The organism is Streptomyces sp. AM8-1-1, from assembly GCF_032229325.1.
In the GTDB taxonomy this organism is placed as follows: domain Bacteria; phylum Actinomycetota; class Actinomycetes; order Streptomycetales; family Streptomycetaceae; genus Streptomyces; species Streptomyces achmelvichensis.
On sequence record NZ_CP135086.1, the window covers coordinates 766,466 to 782,412 of the forward strand.

Consider the following 15,947-nt stretch of genomic DNA (forward strand, 5'->3'; position numbering starts at 1 on the left):
GATCACTGCTTCGTCAGTCGTTGAAGCAGAGGTTGCCGGCCGCCGGGTTGAGCAGGCCGATGACGTTGACCGTGTTGCCGCAGAGGTTGAGCTGCGCGTTGATCGGCACCTGGACGACGTTGCCGGACAGGAAGCCGGGCGAGTTCGCCGCGATGCCGTCGGCGTCGCTGTCCGCGGTCGCGAAGCCGGCGCCGCCGAGCACGAGGGCGCAGACACCGGCGGCGACTGCAGCGGTCTTGATGAGAGCCATGAAGAGATCTCCTGTACAGAAGCGGGGAGGCGGCCCCTGGCGCAGGCGCCCGCTTCGGACAGCCTGACGCCACGGTCGGGAGCCGCCGAGCGTCTGCTGATGTGTCCCCCCACTTCACGCGTTCCTCGCGCTGGAGGGACTTTCTCCGCCATATCGGGTGAATTCGCCTAGGCTGTTCGCCCGGCCGTCGCGTCCGGTGAATCGCCCGCGACCAGCACGATCGTGTGCCGCCGTCTCCGCCGGATCACTGAGCGCGGGCGCGCATCCGGCGCAGCGTCCGCGCATCCTGCAAGCCCACCGAACGAGCGGCGGCATGGACCGTCGCCCCCTGTCCGATGAGGTGTTCCGCACGCTCCAGCCGGAGGGTCTGCTGATAGCGCAGCGGGGTGAGACCTCCGGTGACACGCGTGAAGGAACGGGTGAGGGTGCGCTCGCTGACGCCGACGGCCGCGGCGAGGTCGGGCAGGCGCAGGGGCTTGTCGAACTGCGCGTCGATGAGGTCCTGAGCGCGGTGGACCGTGTCACTGAGGTGCGAGCGGTGCCGGAGCATGACGCTGGTCTGCGGCTCGTCGCCGTTGCGCCGGGAGTAGACGACCATGCTCCGGGCCACCTGGGCGGCCGCGGCGGGGCCGTGCCGGGTGGCGATCAGATAGAGCGACAGATCGATGCCGCTGGCGATACCGGCAGAGGTGACCACCCGGTCGTCGGCCGTGAACAGGACGTCGCGTACGAGGTGCGAGCGCGGATGGCGACGGGCCAGTTCGTCCTGCACCTCGTGGTGCGTCGTACAGCGGCGACCGTCCAGCAGTCCCGCCTGGCCGAGTGCCTCCGCGCCCGAGCAGACGCCGGCGACCGTGCCGCCGCGGGCGTGGTGCTCCCGCAGCGCCCTCAGGGAGGCCTGCCCGAGGACCGGGCTGTCGGCGAGCGTGCGCGCCCGCCATCCCGGGACCACCACCAGATCCTCCGGCCCGAGTCCGGGCCAGTCGAGGGAGGCCCGCAGCGGCAGCCCCTGGGCGGAGGCCACATCGGTCTGCTCCGCCACATAACCGAGCGTGTAGGGGTGGCCGAAGTCCGCGGCGGTGAAGAAGACCTGCGCGGGTCCGGCCAGGTCCAGCAGATGCACGCCGGGCAGGAGCAGGAAGACGACCCGGCTCATGATCCCGTGGCGGTGTCCGGGAGTGCGGTGTGCGGGAGTGCGGCCTCCACCTCGGCGACCGTGGTGATGGTGGCGAACCGTCCGGCGAGGACGTACGCGGTGCGCCGGATGACCTCCTCGGCGCTCAGGGTGCGGGGGTCGGACAGGAGGTCGTCGATGCTCCGGTCGTCGGGGGCATCGGGGTGCGCGATCGGGTTGGTGGCGGTCGCGTCGACGACGAAGGTGACGCCGTAGCCGAGGTCGCTCGCGACCCGCGCGGTCGTCTCCACGCACTGCTCCGTGCGGATCCCGCAGACGATGACCTCACCGACCCCGTGCCGGGTGAGGGTCTGCTGCAGATTGGTGCTGGTGAAGGCGTTGTGCGAGGTCTTGCGGATGAGCGGCTCCGTGTCCAGGGGCCGCAGCTCCTCCATCAGCCGCACATGGCCGAGCACGGGGTCGAACACACCGCCGGTGCCCGGTTCGCAGTGCAGCACCCACACCACGAGGTCGCCCGCACGGCGTGCCGCCTGGACGAGACGGTCCGCCTTACGGGCCACGTCCGGGTCCGAGATGGTCTTCCACTGCGGGCGGGCACGGAAGGATTCCTGGACATCGATGACAATCAGCGCTCGGGTCATGCCGTCAGTCTGACCTGCCCGGACAGGCGCCGAACAGGGCCGACGAGGTCCACGGGCGGACCGATCCGGTCACCGCTGCCGGGGCGTCCGGAGTCCGCCCGCCCGTTCCTCAGTAGCGTTCGAGCATCGGCGGGCCGATCCAGCCGGAGCCGGACAGCCCGAGCGTCGCGTCGTACGCCTCCATCAGGTCGCCGTTCGTGTCGTGCGCCTCCAGGGCGTCGGACACCGCGTCGCGCAGGACCTTGTCGCTCTTGTCCATGCCGATGCCGTAAGGCTCCTTGGTGAACGGCCTGCCGACGACCTTCAGCTTGGACGGCCGCTGGGCGGCGAACCCCATAAGGATGGCGTCGTCGGTGGTGACGGCATCGACCTTCTTGTCGAGCAGCTGCTGGACGCACGCGGAGTACTTGGCGAGCTCCAGGGTCTTGGTCCCGTAGTCCGGCTTCTTGATCTCCTGGAGCGACGTCGAGCCCTTGATGGAGCAGACGGTCTTGCCCTGCAGGGAGAACGGTCCGGCGATGGACTTGTCGTTCTTGCGGACCAGGAGGTCGGCGCCGGCCACGAAATACGGGCCGGCGAAGCCGACCTGCTTCTTGCGCCTGTCGTTGATCGTGTACGTGCCCACGTACAGATCGACGTCCCCCTGCGCGATGGCACTCTCGCGGACGCTGGACTCGACCGTCTTGAACTCGATCTGGGCGGGCGAGAAGCCGAGATCGGCGGCGACCATCTTGGCCACCTCGGCGTCGAACCCGGAGCGTGTGCCCTCCTTGTCCTCGAAGCCGAGGAAGGGGAGGTCGTTCTTGGCACCGATGACGATCTTGCCGGCCTTCTGGGCCTTCTTGAGCGTCGGGGAGTCCAGGTCGACGGACGTGGCCACCGGGTAGGTGGGCAGCCGGGGCTGATCCTTGCCGCCCGAACCGCCGGTGATGACGTCGTCGTCGGACGTGCCGGACTCGCCGCTGCTGCAGGCGGTCGCCGTCAGCGCGAGTACAGCGATCACCGCGGTGGCGGCAGACTTGCGGACCTTCATGATCAAGAATCCCTCATGTCCGGATAGAGCAGATGCGACGGCGGGAGCACGAGGCGCGCCGTCGCAGGGCCCCCGTGTCCGCTGGGAGGAGGGTATGGACGGAGTTCGGCCACCGTCAGCAGATCTGAGCAGAACTTGAGCATTACGATCCGGCCGCAACCGGACATTCCCGTCACTCCCGTAACAGCGCTGCGGCCTGCGCGGCTGTCGTCGGCAGGGTGATCCACACCGTGGCCTGAACTCCGCGCGGGAACGGGGGTGTTCAACTGCCCCTGAGCCAGGGATGGCTGAAAAGGCATCACGTGCGCCTGTTCCCTCTCCCTTGGCCTATCCGGAGGGCTCCTCGCTCCTTAGCATGAGCGCCCAACAGGTCCTGATTTCTACTGACGCGGGTGAGAACTGGATGCGAGAGGAGTCGTGGCGCCCGGACGCCATCGACACGACGGTGCCCAGCGTGGCACGCATGTACGACTACTTCCTGGGGGGCAGCGACAACTACCAGTCGGACCGTGACGCCTGCGAGCAGCTGCTCAAGCAGGTGCCCAGCACCAAGGTGCTGGCGGTCAACAACCGCAGGTTCCTTCAGCGCGTCGTCCGTCTGCTGGCCGGCGAGTACGGCATCCGCCAGTTCATCGACCACGGCTCAGGCCTGCCCACCCAGGACAATGTCCACCAGGTCGCCCAGGCCGTCGACCCGGCATCCAAAGTGGTCTATGTCGACAGCGATCCGATCGTTCTGGCTCACGGCAGGGCACTGCTGGACGAGAACGACAACACCGCTGTCATCCAGGCAGACATGCGCGAGACGGACCACATCCTCGGGCACCCGGAGACCACGCGGCTGATCGATTTCAGTCAACCCGTGGCGGCCCTCTTCGTCTCCGTCATGCACTGCATCCCGGACGAGGACGACCCGGCGGCGTTGATCCGGCGAGTGGCGGACCGCCTGGTGCCCGGCAGCTTCCTCGTCATCTGCCAACTGGTCAGCGACCGGCCGGAGATCAGGAAGTTCGTCACCGACTTCATGGCCGAGGCCACCGGTGGCAACTGGGGCAGGGTCCGCGAGGAGCACGAGGTCACGCAGTACTTCAACGGCCTCCAGATCCTCGAGCCCGGTCTGGTGGAGGTGTCGACCTGGCGGCCGGACACCGATCTGGCGCCCACGCAGCTCACCGACGAGTGGATCGAGTGGGGCGGCGTGGCACGCCTCGGCTGACTCCCACGACAAGGAAGCGGCCCCGGCCGCGCGCTACGGCGCGTGTGCCGGGGCCGTTCTCGTGCCGGTCGTGTTGTGCGGACCGCAGGCGACGCCGGGCGCGCTTCGTCAGCGGGCCGTCAGAGAGTCCGCATGCGCTCACGCAGCGCCGCGATCGACTGCGCGGGCGTGAGGGCGCACGCGCCCAGCCGGTCGAGCATGTTCCGGTACTGCTCGACGCCCTGGGGCTTCTGGGTGAACGTCGAGTCGGTGAGGTGCTCGATGTACACGGCGTCCTTCAGGTCGCCGAGCGCGAAGCGCAGATAGGTCACTCCGGTCCCGACGCCGACCGCGGCCGTCACGTCCAGCGGCGCGATCTGCAGCGTGACACGAGGGCGCTCCATCATGGCGAGCAGATGCTCCAACTGTGCGCGCATCACGTCAGGGCCGCCGACGACCCGCAGCAGGACGGACTCGTCGATGACGGCCCAGAGCCGCGGCGCGTCCGGCTGGTCCAGCTGACGCTGCCGTTCCTGGCGCAGCTCCACGCGCCGCGTCACCTCGTGCTCGAGCAGATGTCCGGGGCCGGCCTGGATCACGGCACGGGTGTATTCCGGCGTCTGCAACAGACCGGGTACGTAGAACGGTTCGTAGGTACGGATACGTTCGGCCGCGCCTTCGAGCGCGACCAGCGGCGTGAAGAAGTCGGAGAGGACATCGCTGAACGACCGCCACCAGTCGGGCCGGCGGGACTGGTCGACCAGCCGGAGGAACTCGGCGACGCGCTCCTCGCCGTCCACCCCGTACAGATGCAGCAGGGCCAGAGCGTCGACCTGCTTGCAGCCGTGCCGGCCGAGCTCGATGCGGCTGGTTTTCGACTGCGAGAAACCCAGCTTGCTGTCGACATCGGCGGGATCCAGTCCGGCGGCGACGCGCAGTTCGCGCAACTTGCCGCCGACGATGAGCTTCAGCGCCGTCGGGTTCTTCTCCACCGCCCCTAGCGGTCGTACGAACAACGACGCATTCGGATCGGCTGCAGCCATTGGGCGCTCCTGCGGACGCGGGGAAGACGCCCAGTATCCACCAACGAGGCGTTCATGGCTCGGAATACGTCGCACTTGGAGCGATTTTCAGCCGATGAAGAAGTCGAAGTCTCCGCCTCGGGCGCCCGCCACGAACGCAGCGATCTCATCACGCGTATAGATCAACACGGGCCCCTGTGGGTCACGGGAGTTGCGCATCGCCACACGCCCCCCAGGGAGCTCTGCCAGCTCAACGCAGTTCCCGGTCGCGTTGCTGTGACTGCTCTTGGTCCACGCCACGGAGCTCAGCCCGGTCGCGCGCATGCCGTTGAAGAAAGACTCCACTGCAACAGCCCTTTCATTTTCGTACGTTCGTTCGCACCGACACCCAACCATTGCAATCCCAGATGCAATTGCATTCTTGGGTGGCGCTCGACCATACTCGCTCCACGGCGGCCGGCGCAGCGCCGAAGTCCACTTCCTCCAGGGGGACATGACCAGTGACAACTCACGTGTCAGCCTCATCGAGCACGAGCACCAGGCACGGAAGCCGGTTCTGCGGTGCGGAGCCTGGCGCGGAACCACTGCCCGCGACGATCCCCGCGGGCGAACCCCAGTGGGCCTGGAACCAGAGGATGAGCCGGACCGGATTCGCCGCGTGCGGACTCGACGGTCAGTTGCAGAACGCTTCGCAGGCACGGCAGTTCGTCGCCACGACCCTCACCGGATGGGCGCTTCCGCAGCTTGTCCCCGACGCCGAGCTGGTCGTCAGCGAACTCGTCACCAACGCGGTGCAGCACGCACTGGACCCGGCATCGCCCGAGGACGGCGACTACCCGGTCTGGCTCGGCATCTTCCGGCAGCCCGGTGACCTCGTGTGCGCGGTCACCGACCCGAGCTCCACCGCACCACGGCCCCGCAGCGCGGACGAATGCGCCCTCGGCGGCCGGGGCCTGCACCTCATCAGCGCGCTCTGCGACACATGGTCGTGGTCCCTGACCCCGCCGAAGGGCAAGACGGTCTGGGCGACCCTGCCCCTGCAGTGAAGCCCGCGCGACGCCGGTGAGGTCCGCGCCGATGACGCCCACCTCGCGCGGGTCCGGGACCGCGAGCGCCGCCGGCAGGCCCGGTCCGCCGCCCCCGACTTCGCATCGTCGGGTTCCGGGCCACTCACGGATCGTTCGGCCGCCGGACTACGGCACCTTTCGCTCGCCGGGCGCGGGTCCCCCGCGCCGCGTCTCCTCCAGTGAGACCTGCATCGCGTCCGTGGCCCGCGTGAACCAGTCGGCCAGCACCGCCACCTCGTCCGGCGAGTAGTCGGCGAAGAGCGCGGCGATGCGCTCGTAGAACGGGCCGTAGACCTCGAGGATGCGGGCCTGGGCCGACTCCTCCATCACCACGCGCACCCGGCGGCGGTCCCCCGGATCGGCCTGGCGGCGCACATAGCCGGCCTTCTCCAGACGGTTGAGCACACCCGTCACCGCGCCCGTGGTCAGCCGGGCCCGCTCGGCCAGGTCGCCCGCGGCGAGCGACTCCCCCGCCAGACCGGCCTCGATGACGAAACCGAGGCAGGTGAGGTCGGTGACGTTGAGTCCGAGCCGCCCTGCGATGTCCTGCTGGCCGAACTGCGCCAGCGCGATCATGCGGTCCATCGCGTACTGCGCCTCTGCGGCCGTCGCCTCCGGGCGCGCCTTGCCCTCCACCGGATATCCCCTTAGCATCTAAGTTACTTAGCTCGTAAGACATTCCTGGGTATGAGGTGTGCCCAGGTCGCTGATCTATCACACCACCGGTGAGGAGCCAGAGATGAGTGCGCACGGCGATCACGACATGGGCCACACGGTGGCCGGCTGGACCGGCACCGCGATGGCCACCGCGGGCACCGCCGTGCTCGGCGCGGGGCTCGCCGCCGGCTCGCCCTGGGGCCTCGGTCTGGGGGGAGCCGTCGTCGTGCTCGCCGTGCTCACCACCTGGCTGCTGCACCTCGCGGGGTGGGGCAAGCCCAGTGGGCCCCGGCCCCCCGGACGACGGAGCTGGCGCACCCGCGACACCACCGTCCGGTACGGGCACCCGGGGTGTGTCGGATGCCGGCTGGCGGGCCGCAGGCCGGAGGCGGCCCCGGCCGTCGCACCGCACGTCCCACCGGCCGCCGCCGGCACTTCTCTCGCTGCCGGCACTTCGGTCACTGCAGGCGCTCCGGTCACCGCCGACGCGCCCGCGCTGCAGACGTCAGGGTGATCCCGCGCCCGGCGCCCGGCCGGAGTCCGCGGTACGGGCGGTGCGGGAGCGGATCCGCCCAACGGTGTATCCGTTCACTCGCATCGTGTCGGCCGCCGGCGCGGTCACGCGTTCGGCCGACTGCGGTCCGCCCGGCCCGCAGCACACTGTTCCGGGGTGAGGGTCCGGAACGGATGGACGTTGACGGCGAAGGCGGTGTCGAGGAGGCGTCCGGGATCTCCAGGGCCACCCGTTCCGTACGGCACAGTCACAGGCGGCCGCCGGCCTTGTGCGGGGCGTTGCGGTCGGCCGTGAGCGCGAGCGCCACGGCCCCAGCCCGACCGGTCCTCAGCCGTTCGCACACGGGCAGCACGCCGGCTTCCGGACCGCATCCGATCGCCCGCACCGGTCGGCGGTCCCGGACTAAGGAGATCCGGCGACCACCCGATCCGGTCCGGCACCGCGTTCCGCGCAGCACTCATGGTCCGGCTCCATCGCGCCCGGGGAGGCGTCACCCGTCATCCGCGATCCGGCCGGCACGGCGGTCCGCGCAGCACTCATGGTCCGGCTCCTTCGCACCCGGGGAGGCGTCACCCGTCATCCGCGGTCCGGCGGACGCCAGCCGGCCACACTCTCACCGCGCCGCAGTGGCACGGCCCCGGCCCCGCTCACGCCGTGCCCGGGTGTCCCCCACCGTCGATGTCCTTGCCGATGTAGAGCTCGGCGAAGGCGGCCGCCGCCGCGGGCGACTCGAAGATCCGCCGCAGCCGGGCCGTCGCGGACGCCGCGCGGAACGGGTCGCCCGACGACGCCCCGTGCATCACCTCCGCGAGCCACTGCGAGAACTCCTGGTACTGCCACACCTGCCGCAGACAGGCCGCCGAGTAGCCGCGCAGCCCGCCGTCGTCGCCCTTCGCGCAGTGGGCGACCAGCGCGTCGCCGAGCAGCAGCGCGTCGTGCAGCGCCAGGTTCATGCCCTTCGCGGCGATCGGCGCCGCGAGGTGGGCCGCGTCGCCCGCCAGATACAGCCGGCCGTACGACATCGGCTCCACGACGTAGTTGTGCATGTCCAGCACGCGCTTCTCGATCAGCGGGCCCTCGGCGAGCGGCCGGGCGCCGTCCGCCGACAGCCGCGCCCGGAGCTCGGACCACACACGGTCGTGCGGCCAGTTGTCCGGGTCGTCGCCGGGCGGGCATTCGAGGTAGTAGCGGGTGACCTGGGGGCTGCGGGCCATGTGCGCGGCGAAGCCGCGGCTGTGGACGCCGAAGACGACACAGTCGTTGGACGGGGGCGCCTCGGCGAGGAGGGCGAGCCAGCCCACGCCGTAGTCGTGCCGCGCCACGACCGCGTGCTCCGGGGGCATGCTCGCGCGGGTCACTCCCCTCGCTCCGTCGCAGCCTGCCACGGCCTCGCACACGATGCGCCGGCGCTCGCCGGTGTCCGGGTCGGTGTAGGAGACCTCGGGCCGGTCCGTGTCGATGGCGTGCAGTTCCACGTCCCGTACACCGAAGCGGATCTCGCCACCCAGCTCGTCGGCATATCGGCGGACGAGGTCGGTGACCAACAGCGGCTGCGGATAGACGAAGTGGCGGTTGCCGGTCATCTCGGCGTACGGGAAGCGATGCCGCTCCCCTGCGAAGCGGAACTCGAACTCGCCGTGCATCTCGGTGTTCTGGAGCAACCGGTCGGCCAGACCACGCCGTTGGAGAGCCCGTACGGCCCATTCCTCGAGGAAGCCGGCACGGGGCCGTTGCTCGATGAACTCTCTGCTCTCCGTCTCCAGCACCACGCAGTCCACGGATGCGGCCCGCAGGATGTTGGCGACGGTGAGCCCGGCGGGACCCGCACCGATGACGACGACCCGGGTGCGGGACGGCGGCGTGACGGGCGACGAGACGGAGGCGGGGAGCGAAGAGGCGTCGGAAGACGGGGAGACGGCGGCCATGCCGAGCATTATGGCGGCGCTCAGTCAGCCTCGGCGGCCGCGAATGTGTCCGGAGCAACTCTGTTCACGGCTTCCTCGCTCCGCCATCATGGCGCAGTCATGTCAACCGCCAACCGGGGTGTCCGTGGCCGGTGTTCGTCGAATCGGATGGTCATGAACAGGTCCCTGATCAGGTTGGTGCCCGCCGCCGTGCTCGTCCTGCTGGCGGGCTCCGCCGTGCTGCCGGCCCAAGCGGTCGAATCGCCCCGCCCCGAGGCCGCTGCGAAGCCGGCCGTGCAGCAGGCGGCCTGGACCCCTCCCCTGAGCACCCGCGGCCGCTACATCGTCGACGCGGACGGCAACCGGTTCAAGCTGAAGTCGGGCAACTGGCACGGCGCGAGCGGGACCTGGACCGGCTCGGGAAGCCCGGACAACGCCGCGGACAACCACGCGGGCGAGAAGTCCGACCGTATGCCGCTGGGCCTGGACCGCGCCCCCATGGCCGCGATCGTCGAGGGCTTTCGTGAACTCGGCCTCAACAGCGTGCGGTTGCCGTTCTCCAACGAGATGCTGCGCGACACCCGTCCGGTCGCGGACGCGTCGGTGGCCGCCAATCCGGCGCTGCGCGGCAGGACCCCGCTCCAGGTGTACGACGCGGCCGTCGAGGCACTCACCGGCGCCGGCTTCGCGGTCGTCCTCAACAACCACACCAACACCACACGCTGGTGCTGCGGCGTCGACGGCAACGAGCGGTGGAACGCGAGCCAGAGCGACGCGACGTGGGAGAACGACTGGCTCTTCATGGCACGGCGCTACCGCGCCAACCCGCGCGTCGTGGGCGCCGACCTCTACAACGAGGTGCGCCGCTCGGTGTGGGACGACCCCAACTGGGGCCTCGGTGACCGCCACGACTGGTTCGCGGCGACGCAGCGGCTCGGCGACCGCATCCTCCAGGAGGCCAACCCGGACCTGTTGATCGTCGTCGAGGGCATCAACTGGACCGGCATCCCCGTCGACGGCCTGCCGCACGAGCGCCCCACCCTCGAGCCCGTCCAGCGGCTCTCGCACACCCTGGTCAGATCCGGCAAACTCGTCTACTCCGCGCACTTCTACGACTACACGGGCCCCCGCCACAGCGGCGCGACCGGGACCGGCGAGACCTCGGACAACCGCTACCGGGACTTCACCCGCGCCGAACTCCACGACGTACTGCGCCGACAGGCGTTCTATGTGAGCGGCGAAGGGGACCGGCACTTCACGGCCCCGGTGTGGATCAGCGAGTTCGGCGTCGGCGGCCGGGACGAGCACGGTGAGGAGCAGCGGGCGTGGTTCGAGAACTTCGTCGACTTCCTCGTCCAGACCGACGCCGACTTCGCGTACTGGCCGCTCGTCGGATGGCACGAGAACCGGAAGGGCAACGGCTGGGCGCTGCTGCACTGGGACGCGGCCGGCGGGCGGATCGGGGTGTTCGACGGTGACGACTGGCGTGCCGGTGCCTGGAGCCGGCTGATCGCCGCCGACGGGCGCAGCGGCCAGGTGGCCCCGGTCGACCGCTGGTCGATGCTCAGTCCCGACCACGGGGACTTCGTCCAGTCCCTGCGGATGCGCGCCCTGCCCGACTGGGACTCCGGCGCGCGCAAGGCGGTCTGTCCCGACGGTCAGCGGCTCGCCGGCCTCGGGCACACCGGCAACCGGGGGCTGTGCACCGACGCCGGCGCGCGGGACCCGTGGGCCCCGGGTGCCGGACATGAGGTGGTGCGCGACGAGCGGTACGTCGGCACGGGCGACTGGGCCCCCGGGTACACCAAGCTGGAGTGCCCGCCCCGCCATCTGCTCATCGGCTACAGCGTCCGTGGGGCAGCGGTCTCCGCCGTTCTGTGCGCAGCCTCCGACGCGGCGCCCGGTGGCGGCGGCCGGACCGTGTGGTTCGACCGCGGCGACAACCGTCCCGCGGCCCCGAAGGGCGGGGACTTCGCGCAGGGGCGCTACAAGGGGCAGTGCGCGGACGACGAGTATGCGGCCGGTGTCGCGTACACCGGCCGCGTCGGCTCGTCGAGGACGCCTGACGCCCTGCTGTGCAGAAGGCTCCGCTGAAGCATTCGGGGCGCGGTCAGCGCGACCGGAACTTCCGCAGCGTCTCCTTCGCCTGGGCGCGCTTGCGCGGGTCGGCGGCGGCCCTCCGGCCCTGCTCGATCATCCGGCGTCCCTTGGGACTGCGGGCGAACGACTTGATGCGGTCCAGGATTCCGGCCATGTCTCCTCCAACTGATCACCTATGCGTCACGGAGTGCCTACCCCCGGTCGCCCGGTCGATGTGTGTCGGGGAGGAAGCATCCGCGGTTCGGCCCACTCCGGTCAGTCCGGGCGGTGGGCGATCACCCCGAACATGGTCACGGACAGATGGAGCGCACCGTGCTCGCCGGCCGCCGTCAGCTCCTCGTACAGCCGGTCCCGCTGGGGCTCGGTGATCAGCCCACTGCGTACAGCCGTTTCCCCCAGCATCCTGATCAGCGGCTCCACAGTCTCCAGCCTGTCCTGGATGAGGGCCTGAGAGCCCACGTCGTCGATCTCGAACCCCTCGGCCCGCAGCTGACCGACGAGCCTGCGCCCCGCGTAGGGGTTGGCCGCGGCGGCGAGCGCGGCGGCGCTCAAAGCCTTCACCACCTCGGGTTCGCCGGGGTGCAGGATGGCGGTCGCCCAGTCGGTGTCGAGGAGGGCGACGCGGCCGCCGGGCCTCAGGACGCGTGCGATCTCCCCGGCCGCCTTCTGCGGCTCGTCGAGGTGCTGGAACACCCGCTCGCACCACACCAGGTCGACCGAGGCGTCATCGAGGGGCAGCGCCAGTGCGTCGCCCTCGGCGAAGCGGGCGGTGCTGCCCGCTTCGGCGGTTCGCTGCTCGGCGACCGCACGCAGACCGGGGTTCGGCTCCACGCCCAGCGCGTCGCCGCCGGGCGAAACCGCCGCGGCGAGCGCCCGCACCTCCGATCCGGTGCCCGTGCCGATGTCGAGCACCCGCTCCCCGGGCCGGGCGTCCAGCCCGCGATGCGCCCAGGCACGCAGGCGGCGCACTCCGGGGGTGCCCTCCTGCGCGTCCAGGGCGGCGACGAGCCGTTCGACGCTCGACGCGGAGATGTTCCCCGCGTGGAATTCGGAGGTCGGTCGGGAGTCCCCCATGGCCTTTCCTTCCGCAGTGAGCCCACTGGTCGTCCACCGGGCAGGCGGCCGGTTCCCCGCCGGTCTCGCGTCGGCCGCTGCCCTGATCCCATGCTCGCACCCGGGGTGTCCGCCCGTCTGTGGAAGAGTCTCCCTCCATGAACAGCGACGACCTGCTCCTGCGGCGCGCGGAAGACGCGGACGCGGATGAGATGGCCCGCACCTGGCTGCGCTCCTTCTCCGCGGCCCTTCCCACGGTGCGGCGGGCACACAGCGACGACGAGGTACGGGCGTGGTTCGCGCACGTGGTCGTTCCCCACCACGAGAGCTGGGTCGCACTCGCCGGCGGCTCGGTCGCCGGGCTGCTGGTGCTCGACGGTGGGGAACTGGAGCAGCTGTACCTGGATCCGTCGTGGCGGGGCCGCGGGCTGGGCGACCGGCTCGTCGCGCTGGCCAAGCGACAGCGCCCCGACGGGCTGGCGCTGTGGACGTTCCAGGTCAACGGGCCCGCGGGGCGGTTCTACGAGCGCCACGGCTTCACGGAGGTGGAGCGCACCGACGGCTCGCGCAACGAGGAGCGGGAGCCGGACGTCCGCTACGTCTGGAAGCCGGGGCCGTAGGCGAGGAGCTCCCGCGACGGCCGGCCGAGCCGCTGTTCGCCGGGGGTTCGCAGGTCTCAGAAGGCCCGCGGCACCGTCGCGAACGGCGGCAGGGTGAACCAGACCGGGACCGCCCTGCGCAACGCCTCGGGTCCCTGTACCTCGACCGCGCCCGAGCGCAGGGCCTCGGCCCAGGCCAGGTCGCCGCGCCAGATCTCGATCATGCGCCGCAGGGCGGCGGAAACCGTGACGGTCACGTCGAACCCCGGGTCGCGGTCGCAGACATCCGCCTCGGTCGGCGTGATCACCAGCCACCAGTCCCGTACCGGGAGGGGCACGTCCGAGAACAGGAACCGGATCACCGACCGGCCGTCGGGTACGGCTCCGTGGTCGACGCGGCGATGCATGTCCCACAGCAACAGTTTCGGGTCGAGATCCTTGTCGCCGAGCTCCCCGATCCAGCGCACCCCCCAGACGCTCAGCGCCTCGATCACCGGACGCAGCTCCTCGCCGGCCGGCGTCAGGACGTACCGGACCTCGTGCCCCTCCGCACGCCGCTCCACGATCCCGGCGCGCACCAGCTGCTGAAGCCGTTTCGAGAGCAGCGTGGGGGACATCCGCGGCACCCCGCGACGCAGCTCGTTGAAGTGCTCGGTGCCGGTCACCAGCTCCCGTACGACGAGCAGCGTCCAGCGTTCGTCGAGCAGCTCCATCGCCTTGGCGACGGGGCAGAACTGGTAGTACGAGGACCCCATAGGGGCAGGCTACGGCCGGTCCGGTGACCCGACCACCGACGGCGGGCGACGGATACGGCTTCCGTCCCGGGGGCCGCTGGTACAGATTCCGTACTAGGGGCGGTGTCCGTTCGTTTCCTACGCTCGATACAGGGCGCCGGCCAGTGTCCGTCCGGCGCGAGAGCCGAGGAGAGCCGTCATGACCGAAGCCACCGAAGCCACCGAGGCCGCCGAGGCCGACCGCGCGCTGAAGACGAAACACCGGAAGATGTGGGCGCTGGGCGACTACTCCGCCGTGGCGGCGGAGCTCATTCCTGATCTCGGCGCGACCCTCGTCGAGGCGTGCGGTGTACGGAGCGGGCAGCGGGTGCTGGACATCGCCGCCGGTACCGGCAACGTCGCGATTCCCGCCGCCCTCGCGGGGGCCGAGGTGGTCGCCAGTGACCTCACACCGGAGCTGCTGGACGTCGGGCGCAAGCTCGCTGTCGAGCGCGGGGCCGAAGTGGAGTGGCGGGAGGCCGACGCCGAGGCGCTGCCCTTCGCCGACGGTGAGTTCGACACGGTGATGTCGTGTCTCGGGGTCATGTTCGCGCCGCACCACCAGGCCGCCGCGGACGAACTGGTCCGGGTCTGCCGGACCGGCGGCACCATCGGCCTGATCTGCTGGACCCCGGAGGGCTTCGTCGGGCAGATGTTCTCGGCGATGAAGCCGTACGCCCCCAAGCCGCCTCCCGGCGCGCAGCCCCCGCCGCTGTGGGGTCGGGAAGCTCATGTCCGCGAACTCCTCGGCGACCGGGTGACGGACCTGGAGGCGCGCCGGCAGACCGTGCGGATCGGCCGTTTCGACAGGCCCGACGCGTTCCGTGAGTACTTCAAGGCGAACTACGGTCCGACCGTCGCCACCTACCGGAACATCGCGGACGACGCCGAGAAGGTCGCCGCGCTGGACCGTGACCTCGACGACCTCGCCCTGCGCCACGCGGACGCCTCCGGGACCACCGCGCTGGACTGGGAGTACCTCCTCGTCACCGCCCGCAGGAGCGCCTGAGACCCCGCCGGGGCGTCACCGGGAGCGGAACCACTCGACGGTCGCGGCCACCGCCTCCGCGTGCGGTGTGGGTTCGAACGGGCCCAGTGCGGTACCGAACTTCGAGCTGTCGACGACAAAGGGAGCGCTGAACTGGTAGGCGGTCTCCCGCAGTTCGCGCAGCATCCGTGAGAACAGTCCGCCCACGGCGAGCACGGCCGGTCCCGCGACGGCGATCGGGGCCGGCACGGGTCGTCCGGCGGTCTCGGCGACGAGATCGGTGAACTGCTGGGCGGTCAGCGCTTCGTCGGCCGGCAGGTGCCAGACCTGGCCGTCCGCCTCGGGGCGGTCGGCGAGCGTGACAAGCCCCCGCGCGATGTCCGGCAGGTAGTGCAGCGTGTGCGGCTGGACCGTACTGCCGATCCACTGGGGCTTCCTGCCGGCGAGAAGACGCCCGAACAGGGAGTCGCCCGCGGTGGAGTTGGTGCCCCGCGGCCCGTAATAGTCCGACGCCCGGCCGATCGCGACCCGCGCCCGGCCCGCGCGGTGCGCGTCGAGCAGTTCGGCCGCCATGGCGGTGCGCGTCCGCCCCTTGCGGCCCTGCGCCGCGGCCGGGAGGTCCTCACGCAGAGGCCCGTCGACGGGTCCGTAGGAGTACAGATTGTCGGCGAACACCAGCTTGGCACCCGCGGACTCGGCGGCAGCCAGCACGGAGCGGGTCAGCACGGGGAACAGCTCGGGCCACCGGGTGTACGCAGGGGCGGCGCAGTGGTGGACGACCGCTGCCCCGGCGGCCGCCGAAGCGGCCTGGGCCGGGTCGGCGGCGTCGGCGGCGACTCCCTCGGCACCTTCCGGAGCACGGCCACCGCGGCTCACGGCCCGCACCGGGCGTCCCCGGCGCAGCAGTTCGGCCACCACCGCGCTCCCGATCGCACCGGTGGCGCCGAACACCACATGAAGCCCATCGCCGGGCGAGGTCATCGCAGCTCCTCGAAGGTCGGTCACCGCACGGTCGC

At 70.9% G+C, this 15,947-nt stretch carries 19 protein-coding genes; 6 read left to right on the plus strand and 13 right to left on the minus strand.

Annotated elements, in window-relative coordinates:
* Nucleotides 1–13: 13 nt before the first annotated feature.
* From RPQ07_RS03380 to RPQ07_RS03395, 4 genes are all read right to left on the minus strand, one after another.
* Nucleotides 14–250 (minus strand): chaplin, encoded by a 237-nt coding sequence (locus RPQ07_RS03380; RefSeq protein ID WP_313942487.1) that lies wholly within the window; start codon nucleotides 248–250, stop codon nucleotides 14–16.
* A 244-nt stretch (nucleotides 251–494) separates the two neighbouring features.
* Nucleotides 495–1,406: a GlxA family transcriptional regulator gene (locus tag RPQ07_RS03385; protein WP_313942488.1), complete on the minus strand. Its 912-nt coding sequence runs from the start codon at nucleotides 1,404–1,406 to the stop codon at nucleotides 495–497.
* Nucleotides 1,403–2,026, minus strand: a complete 624-nt coding sequence (locus RPQ07_RS03390; RefSeq protein WP_313942489.1) for an isochorismatase family protein — start codon at nucleotides 2,024–2,026, stop codon at nucleotides 1,403–1,405. The genes RPQ07_RS03385 and RPQ07_RS03390 overlap by 4 nt, the downstream gene beginning before the upstream one ends.
* Nucleotides 2,027–2,135: 109 nt before the next feature.
* Complete coding sequence (locus tag RPQ07_RS03395) at nucleotides 2,136–3,059, minus strand: glutamate ABC transporter substrate-binding protein (RefSeq protein WP_313942490.1); 924 nt, start codon at nucleotides 3,057–3,059, stop codon at nucleotides 2,136–2,138.
* A gap of 403 nt (nucleotides 3,060–3,462) precedes the next feature.
* On the opposite strand from RPQ07_RS03395, the gene RPQ07_RS03400 reads away from it, so the two are divergent.
* Complete coding sequence (locus tag RPQ07_RS03400) at nucleotides 3,463–4,275, plus strand: SAM-dependent methyltransferase (protein ID WP_313948764.1); 813 nt, start codon at nucleotides 3,463–3,465, stop codon at nucleotides 4,273–4,275.
* A gap of 119 nt (nucleotides 4,276–4,394) precedes the next feature.
* Here RPQ07_RS03400 and RPQ07_RS03405 read toward each other — a convergent pair whose 3' ends face one another.
* Both RPQ07_RS03405 and RPQ07_RS37760 read right to left on the minus strand, forming a co-directional pair.
* A complete protein-coding gene (locus RPQ07_RS03405) occupies nucleotides 4,395–5,297 on the minus strand; it encodes a helix-turn-helix transcriptional regulator (protein WP_313942491.1) in 903 nt (300 codons plus the stop codon).
* 87 nt (nucleotides 5,298–5,384) lie between these two features.
* Entirely contained in the window at nucleotides 5,385–5,801 is a 417-nt protein-coding gene (locus RPQ07_RS37760) for a DUF397 domain-containing protein (protein WP_391842779.1), read from the minus strand.
* A gap of 110 nt (nucleotides 5,802–5,911) precedes the next feature.
* On the opposite strand from RPQ07_RS37760, the gene RPQ07_RS03415 reads away from it, so the two are divergent.
* Complete coding sequence (locus tag RPQ07_RS03415; protein WP_313942492.1) at nucleotides 5,912–6,322, plus strand: ATP-binding protein; 411 nt, start codon at nucleotides 5,912–5,914, stop codon at nucleotides 6,320–6,322.
* A 147-nt stretch (nucleotides 6,323–6,469) separates the two neighbouring features.
* Here the strand turns inward: RPQ07_RS03415 and RPQ07_RS03420 are convergent, their stop codons facing one another.
* Nucleotides 6,470–6,979 carry a MarR family transcriptional regulator gene (locus RPQ07_RS03420; protein ID WP_313942493.1) on the minus strand — a complete coding sequence of 170 codons (510 nt, stop codon included), beginning with the start codon at nucleotides 6,977–6,979 and terminating at the stop codon, nucleotides 6,470–6,472.
* Nucleotides 6,980–7,082: 103 nt separating this feature from the next.
* On the opposite strand from RPQ07_RS03420, the gene RPQ07_RS03425 reads away from it, so the two are divergent.
* Nucleotides 7,083–7,514: an HGxxPAAW family protein gene (locus tag RPQ07_RS03425; RefSeq protein WP_313942494.1), complete on the plus strand. Its 432-nt coding sequence runs from the start codon at nucleotides 7,083–7,085 to the stop codon at nucleotides 7,512–7,514.
* A gap of 402 nt (nucleotides 7,515–7,916) precedes the next feature.
* On the opposite strand, the gene RPQ07_RS03430 is transcribed toward RPQ07_RS03425, so the two are convergent.
* On the minus strand, nucleotides 7,917–8,054 hold the full coding sequence (locus tag RPQ07_RS03430) for a hypothetical protein (protein ID WP_313942495.1): 138 nt from the start codon (nucleotides 8,052–8,054) through the stop codon (nucleotides 7,917–7,919).
* Nucleotides 8,055–8,161: 107 nt separating this feature from the next.
* Nucleotides 8,162–9,439, minus strand: a complete 1,278-nt coding sequence (locus RPQ07_RS03435) for a 4-hydroxybenzoate 3-monooxygenase (RefSeq protein WP_313942496.1) — start codon at nucleotides 9,437–9,439, stop codon at nucleotides 8,162–8,164.
* Nucleotides 9,440–9,592: 153 nt separating this feature from the next.
* On the opposite strand from RPQ07_RS03435, the gene RPQ07_RS03440 reads away from it, so the two are divergent.
* A complete protein-coding gene (locus RPQ07_RS03440) occupies nucleotides 9,593–11,512 on the plus strand; it encodes a glycoside hydrolase family 5 protein (RefSeq protein ID WP_313942497.1) in 1,920 nt (639 codons plus the stop codon).
* A 16-nt stretch (nucleotides 11,513–11,528) separates the two neighbouring features.
* On the opposite strand, the gene RPQ07_RS03445 is transcribed toward RPQ07_RS03440, so the two are convergent.
* Nucleotides 11,529–11,672, minus strand: a complete 144-nt coding sequence (locus tag RPQ07_RS03445) for a hypothetical protein (RefSeq protein ID WP_313942498.1) — start codon at nucleotides 11,670–11,672, stop codon at nucleotides 11,529–11,531.
* A 101-nt stretch (nucleotides 11,673–11,773) separates the two neighbouring features.
* The gene (locus RPQ07_RS03450) at nucleotides 11,774–12,592 is read right to left on the minus strand and encodes a methyltransferase domain-containing protein (RefSeq protein WP_313942499.1); all 819 of its coding nucleotides are present in this window, start codon (nucleotides 12,590–12,592) and stop codon (nucleotides 11,774–11,776) included.
* A gap of 137 nt (nucleotides 12,593–12,729) precedes the next feature.
* On the opposite strand from RPQ07_RS03450, the gene RPQ07_RS03455 reads away from it, so the two are divergent.
* Nucleotides 12,730–13,191 (plus strand): GNAT family N-acetyltransferase, encoded by a 462-nt coding sequence (locus tag RPQ07_RS03455; protein ID WP_313942500.1) that lies wholly within the window; start codon nucleotides 12,730–12,732, stop codon nucleotides 13,189–13,191.
* Nucleotides 13,192–13,247: 56 nt separating this feature from the next.
* Here RPQ07_RS03455 and RPQ07_RS03460 read toward each other — a convergent pair whose 3' ends face one another.
* The gene (locus RPQ07_RS03460; protein WP_313942501.1) at nucleotides 13,248–13,925 is read right to left on the minus strand and encodes a helix-turn-helix domain-containing protein; all 678 of its coding nucleotides are present in this window, start codon (nucleotides 13,923–13,925) and stop codon (nucleotides 13,248–13,250) included.
* A gap of 178 nt (nucleotides 13,926–14,103) precedes the next feature.
* Between RPQ07_RS03460 and RPQ07_RS03465 the strand changes: the two genes are divergently transcribed.
* Nucleotides 14,104–14,952 (plus strand): class I SAM-dependent methyltransferase, encoded by an 849-nt coding sequence (locus RPQ07_RS03465; protein ID WP_313942502.1) that lies wholly within the window; start codon nucleotides 14,104–14,106, stop codon nucleotides 14,950–14,952.
* Nucleotides 14,953–14,967: 15 nt separating this feature from the next.
* Here RPQ07_RS03465 and RPQ07_RS03470 read toward each other — a convergent pair whose 3' ends face one another.
* Nucleotides 14,968–15,912: an NAD-dependent epimerase/dehydratase family protein gene (locus tag RPQ07_RS03470; RefSeq protein ID WP_313942503.1), complete on the minus strand. Its 945-nt coding sequence runs from the start codon at nucleotides 15,910–15,912 to the stop codon at nucleotides 14,968–14,970.
* Nucleotides 15,913–15,947: the final 35 nt, after the last annotated feature.

Bases quoted from the DNA above. Each gene is read 5' to 3' on its own strand.
- RPQ07_RS03390 (WP_313942489.1), bottom strand. From the start codon at position 2,026: ATGACCCGAGCGCTGATTGTCATCGATGTCCAGGAATCCTTCCGTGCC.
- RPQ07_RS03415 (WP_313942492.1), top strand. From the start codon at position 5,912: ATGAGCCGGACCGGATTCGCCGCGTGCGGACTCGACGGTCAGTTGCAG.
- RPQ07_RS03460 (WP_313942501.1), bottom strand. From the start codon at position 13,925: ATGGGGTCCTCGTACTACCAGTTCTGCCCCGTCGCCAAGGCGATGGAG.
- RPQ07_RS03445 (WP_313942498.1), bottom strand. From the start codon at position 11,672: ATGGCCGGAATCCTGGACCGCATCAAGTCGTTCGCCCGCAGTCCCAAG.
- RPQ07_RS03400 (WP_313948764.1), top strand. From the start codon at position 3,463: ATGCGAGAGGAGTCGTGGCGCCCGGACGCCATCGACACGACGGTGCCC.
- RPQ07_RS03395 (WP_313942490.1), bottom strand. From the start codon at position 3,059: ATGAAGGTCCGCAAGTCTGCCGCCACCGCGGTGATCGCTGTACTCGCG.
- RPQ07_RS03380 (WP_313942487.1), bottom strand. From the start codon at position 250: ATGGCTCTCATCAAGACCGCTGCAGTCGCCGCCGGTGTCTGCGCCCTC.
- RPQ07_RS03405 (WP_313942491.1), bottom strand. From the start codon at position 5,297: ATGGCTGCAGCCGATCCGAATGCGTCGTTGTTCGTACGACCGCTAGGG.
- RPQ07_RS03465 (WP_313942502.1), top strand. From the start codon at position 14,104: ATGACCGAAGCCACCGAAGCCACCGAGGCCGCCGAGGCCGACCGCGCG.
- RPQ07_RS03425 (WP_313942494.1), top strand. From the start codon at position 7,083: ATGAGTGCGCACGGCGATCACGACATGGGCCACACGGTGGCCGGCTGG.
- RPQ07_RS03470 (WP_313942503.1), bottom strand. From the start codon at position 15,912: ATGACCTCGCCCGGCGATGGGCTTCATGTGGTGTTCGGCGCCACCGGT.
- RPQ07_RS03440 (WP_313942497.1), top strand. From the start codon at position 9,593: ATGAACAGGTCCCTGATCAGGTTGGTGCCCGCCGCCGTGCTCGTCCTG.
- RPQ07_RS37760 (WP_391842779.1), bottom strand. From the start codon at position 5,801: ATGAGGCTGACACGTGAGTTGTCACTGGTCATGTCCCCCTGGAGGAAG.
- RPQ07_RS03450 (WP_313942499.1), bottom strand. From the start codon at position 12,592: ATGGGGGACTCCCGACCGACCTCCGAATTCCACGCGGGGAACATCTCC.
- RPQ07_RS03435 (WP_313942496.1), bottom strand. From the start codon at position 9,439: ATGGCCGCCGTCTCCCCGTCTTCCGACGCCTCTTCGCTCCCCGCCTCC.
- RPQ07_RS03455 (WP_313942500.1), top strand. From the start codon at position 12,730: ATGAACAGCGACGACCTGCTCCTGCGGCGCGCGGAAGACGCGGACGCG.
- RPQ07_RS03385 (WP_313942488.1), bottom strand. From the start codon at position 1,406: ATGAGCCGGGTCGTCTTCCTGCTCCTGCCCGGCGTGCATCTGCTGGAC.
- RPQ07_RS03430 (WP_313942495.1), bottom strand. From the start codon at position 8,054: ATGAGTGCTGCGCGGACCGCCGTGCCGGCCGGATCGCGGATGACGGGT.